This is a genomic window from Acinetobacter sp. T_3_1, assembly GCF_025377055.1.
GTDB classification, from domain to species: Bacteria; Pseudomonadota; Gammaproteobacteria; order Pseudomonadales; family Moraxellaceae; genus Acinetobacter; species Acinetobacter kookii.
Genome location: NZ_JACHVD010000040.1, coordinates 1 through 4,321 on the forward strand (window position 1 = coordinate 1; position 4,321 = coordinate 4,321).

Genomic DNA, 4,321 nt, shown 5'->3' on the forward strand with positions numbered 1-4,321 from the left:
TACATTATACGAAATCAGTCTAATAATAATTTCACCAAGATAAATATATATCCGCACCAGGATAAAAGTTAATGTTCAGACCAGGATAAAAATTAATAAAATGTAATATTATGCCAACGATAAAAAATTATGATAACGAAGAATCAATAACTTATGAAATTTTATGTTTGACCAGGATAACTTCCCAGGTGATACATAATGCCAATGCACCAGGTAAAGACCTGGACATAATTAGCATTATACGAAATCAGTCTAAATCAAAAAAAACTAAAATTTTATGAATAATTATCAAACCAAAAAACAAGATTACAGACAATAAAGTAAAATGCCAGGTAGGCAAAGAATAAAGATGTTCAAAAAATTCAATCATTGTTCTCTCCAGTCAGTTCGGGCGGAACACGCCCTCTGTTATTACCTATTAGCTTCATCTTCCCGGATTATGTAATCAAAGAGAAGAAGTTTCAAAATTCGTTTGCTTCGGTTCGGGAACACTCCGTTCCCTCTTTTGATTTTGAGCAAAGTAATTAAATGGACGATAACCATCTAACCATCTAAGACAATCTTGCTGAGAAATAGCTGTCATATAATTACCCTGCTGATCAATGGCAACAAGTTTGCCACTGGAGAGCTTAATCACACCCGACATTCTTGGAAAATCCGTTGGTTGTACTTGTGGTTGATAATCAAATTCATAAGGCTTGTTAGGATTATAAGAAACAGTTTGAACGACACGACCCGAAGAATCTACAGATGAGCCATTTTTGCCTAAATCATTAAACCATTTTACACATTCAGGTTTTTCAACATTCACAGCCTTACGACATTCTAAATCGGCATTAAATTGATTATTAGCAGCATCGGCAGAAGATACAGCACCAGCAATAGACTGAGGATTAACTTCATTTTGTTTATCTTGTTGTACTTTTTCACCTGAAATCCCTGAGATTGCATTTCTTGCTAACTTATCACCACCGGACTTTGTAAATAAAAAATATGCCGCGGACATTAAAACAATAATGGCAATAATTGCATAAATGAACTTACTTTGAATTTTAAAGTTAATAGAAGTATGAGCGGATGCGCTTGTATACATATCTTGCCATTTCTTCTTATAAAAAAATTTATAGCTATCCTGATATTTCACAGAGCGTTCAGATACAGCAGCTTGCCACGGATCACGAAGCCATCTTTCAAATTCGTAGATTGTTGCAAAGTTTGGTTTTTGAATAGGACGTTTTACCAAATACATTTTTTCAATTAATGCTCTAATACCCTTATTCAATCTTTGTGGGTCTTGAGTCATTAAAATAATGTCTTTATTTTGGTGTGCATGTGTTGTCAAATCCACAATCATAGGATTTTGAGACATTTTTCCATCACTATCGGTATATTCAGGCCGTTTATGAATTTCGTCCATAAAGATAATGGAATTATCAGGAACATCACGCCAATCAGCAGGTGCAGGATGGATAAAATCGCATTTTTCTGAATGTCCTTCAATATCAGAATAAATCTCCCTAACAATGTCTTTCTCAGGGTCAAACTTTCCTGAATCAATTCTTTTTTGTATTTCAAGATTTTTTAAGTGATAGTCATAAGCTGTTTTAACAGCAAATTGACTTTTGCCGTGTCTAGGTTGGCCCACAGTAAGATAAATAGCCATTATTGAACCCTACCAAATGAAATTTTATTAATCATCAAAGTTATTTTTAAAGTACATGCACCAACGATAATTGAAATACCATAATCGAGATTTCCAAGAGATAGAATCTGTAAAACGTCAGCAGATAACTGCCCCCATTCACGCTGTGCATGACCGATCAATTGCTGAAATAAAGTCATAACAACAGCACTGGAGAACATGCCAAGACCTAAACCCTTTAAAACAGTTTTACCAAACTTGCTTAATACCCAATCTGCAACAGAAACAAGAAGTAATTTTAAGGTCATGAGTCACCATCCTCGCCCTTGCGACCGACACCAATCAGAATCATTGCACCCGAAATAAAACCAATAAGCGGAGCAATAAAAGACCATTTAGACGCAAGTTGACAAATAGGCTCATAACTTATTTCAGTTGATCCACCAGTGCCGAAAGTTACAGGCACTTGAATAGGTGCAGGGCAACCAGGTGTACCCTGAAAAGTTGATGTATCTAAAGCACCAATATCTATTTGTTGAATTTCAGGAGGATCATTGTCTGTATCTTCATTTTCGTCATTTTTTGCCCATTCTTTTGCAGCAGTCCAAGCTTCTGAGATAGATAAAGCCCATTCTTCGGCTTTTGATTTTCCTGTATTCCACCAATCAGCAAGAGTAGTAGGAAAAGAAATTACAGTTTGAGCAGCTTCACAAATTGTAGGTGCCCAATCACAAAAAATTGGGAATTCTAAAGAAATATCAGTGGGAGGTGCTTGCTCACCAGTAACAGGATCAGCTTGTGGAGTAGCAGTAGCTGTACCAGTTCCAGCATTAGCAGCGGCATCTGAATCAGCAGACTTTGTAGAAGCAGATTTATTTAATTGATCAGTAATAGGACGAGCTTTGGTTTCGTCTGTTTCAGCTTCTGCAACAATGTCAGCAGCAGCAGCAGTAGTAGCAACCTGAGCAGCAGCTTTTTTATCAGTATCAGACTCAGCATTAGAAATTACCTGAGCAGATACAACGTCTAGAGGTAAAGTTTTTTTCTCTCGTTCAGCATTTGGATCATAAGCAGGATTAACTACACGGTNCAGCAGCAGCAGTAGTAGCAACCTGAGCAGCAGCTTTTTTATCAGTATCAGACTCAGCATTAGAAATTACCTGAGCAGATACAACGTCTAGAGGTAAAGTTTTTTTCTCTCGTTCAGCATTTGGATCATAAGCAGGATTAACTACACGGTATACATACTCACGACCAGTAGAAGAAGGAGAGGAAGGAGATTTAGTTGTAACCGCAACTATTACTAATTGACCTTCATCAGAAATAATAGCACCTGCAGAAACTTCAAATTCAGAGGGTAATTGAGCTTTTGTAAAAGCTTCTGCGGCAGCTTGTGGAGAGCCAAAGTAACCTAAAGAAGCATAGTTACCATTCCAATAAAGGTTTAAAAATTGAGGACAAGATTGAGGAGTAGGACAAGAAAGAGATGATTCTTTGTAATAAACAATTTGATTGTTTGAAGGATCAAGAACCCAATCAACAGCACCTATTAGCTGTTCAACTGCTACAGATAAAGCAACACCAGCTACACCACGTGCCAAAACTTTAGAAACTTGAGAAACTGCTGGAGTAATCTTGGCTGTACCAGTTTTTATATAATTTTTGCCATCAATGATAACCTGCTTAGTTCCTTCATAAACAGTTGAAGCACCTTGAGCAACACCACCACCCAAAGCCCAACCGCCAACATTGGCAGCATTTGCAGTACTTGTAAAAAATAGAGAATAAACGAGAAGAATTGGAATTATTTTTCTTAAAAAAGCTTTGATCCAACGATGATCCACATGATTATGCATATATATGCCCCTAAACTTTCAATATCCATTTTCATTGATCTCACTGGAGAAGGCGAAAGCCCCTAAAAAATATAGAGGCTTGTCACCGATTTGTTACATTGCTGAACGTGCCCATTTAAATACTTTAATCACAACAACAAGCGACAGCACTGCAAGACCAATAGCACTAACAGTTGTTACACCGTCAGTAATTGTTCCAACAACAGCAGTTGTGTCGATTGGTGCTGCATTAGAAGCCCCAACAGTTCCGGCAACGGCAACACCTAAGCCATAACGACGAGCATTATTTTTAAAATGTGAAGCTTGAGTTTGTAGAGCTTGTTTTTGTTGTTCCATAATAGAACCCCTTTTATTTAAGTGCTTTAATGCACATTTTGACGACAAATACCGTTGCAAACACAAGCAGACAAGCAAAACCAATGGTGTTACCCTCAACGAGTGTCAACTCTGGCAATAAAGTAGGCGGAACCATTTCCACCCACTGCAAGCAATGGTTTGTTGTTACTTCGACGTTTTGACAGACCATTGCCATTTCTTAAATTCTCTTTGTACAGTTGTAAAAATGCTTGAAATAAACCAATTGATCAGAGAATTTTGCACCGCATTTCTTGCACTTATAAATAAGCTGTGACATTATAATTATTACCCTAACCTATTGATTTATTTACATATTATACATTATACGAAATGTTATAAATTAAACCTTTAATACTTAAGGGTTTTTCTTAGGTACTGGCTTAACACTGAAAATTTGCATCTGTGCACCAAACTTGGTTTGTTGCTCTACAAACTGAATTTCTACTTCTTGTGCATTGTCTGCACA

4 protein-coding genes are annotated in these 4,321 nt (G+C 36.9%); all 4 read right to left on the minus strand.

The features are described from left to right. Positions 1-445: 445 nt before the first annotated feature. Positions 446-1,663: a zonular occludens toxin domain-containing protein gene (locus tag H4I94_RS16010; protein WP_261183711.1), complete on the minus strand. Its 1,218-nt coding sequence runs from the start codon at positions 1,661-1,663 to the stop codon at positions 446-448. Then, positions 1,663-1,950, minus strand: coding sequence for a DUF2523 domain-containing protein (locus H4I94_RS16015; RefSeq protein ID WP_261183712.1), 288 nt, complete (start codon positions 1,948-1,950; stop codon positions 1,663-1,665). Before H4I94_RS16015 ends, H4I94_RS16010 begins: the two co-directional genes overlap by 1 nt. Further along, a complete protein-coding gene (locus H4I94_RS16020) occupies positions 1,947-2,792 on the minus strand; it encodes a virulence factor TspB C-terminal domain-related protein (protein ID WP_261183713.1) in 846 nt (281 codons plus the stop codon). The genes H4I94_RS16015 and H4I94_RS16020 overlap by 4 nt, the downstream gene beginning before the upstream one ends. Positions 2,793-3,591: 799 nt before the next feature. Beyond that, complete coding sequence (locus H4I94_RS16025; protein WP_261183714.1) at positions 3,592-3,834, minus strand: major capsid protein; 243 nt, start codon at positions 3,832-3,834, stop codon at positions 3,592-3,594. Between the last annotated feature and the right edge of the window lie 487 nt (positions 3,835-4,321).

Coding starts and splice junctions, on each gene's coding strand:
- H4I94_RS16010 (WP_261183711.1), bottom strand. CDS start 1,663: ATGGCTATTTATCTTACTGTGGGCCAACCTAGACACGGCAAAAGTCAA.
- H4I94_RS16015 (WP_261183712.1), bottom strand. CDS start 1,950: ATGACCTTAAAATTACTTCTTGTTTCTGTTGCAGATTGGGTATTAAGC.
- H4I94_RS16025 (WP_261183714.1), bottom strand. CDS start 3,834: ATGGAACAACAAAAACAAGCTCTACAAACTCAAGCTTCACATTTTAAA.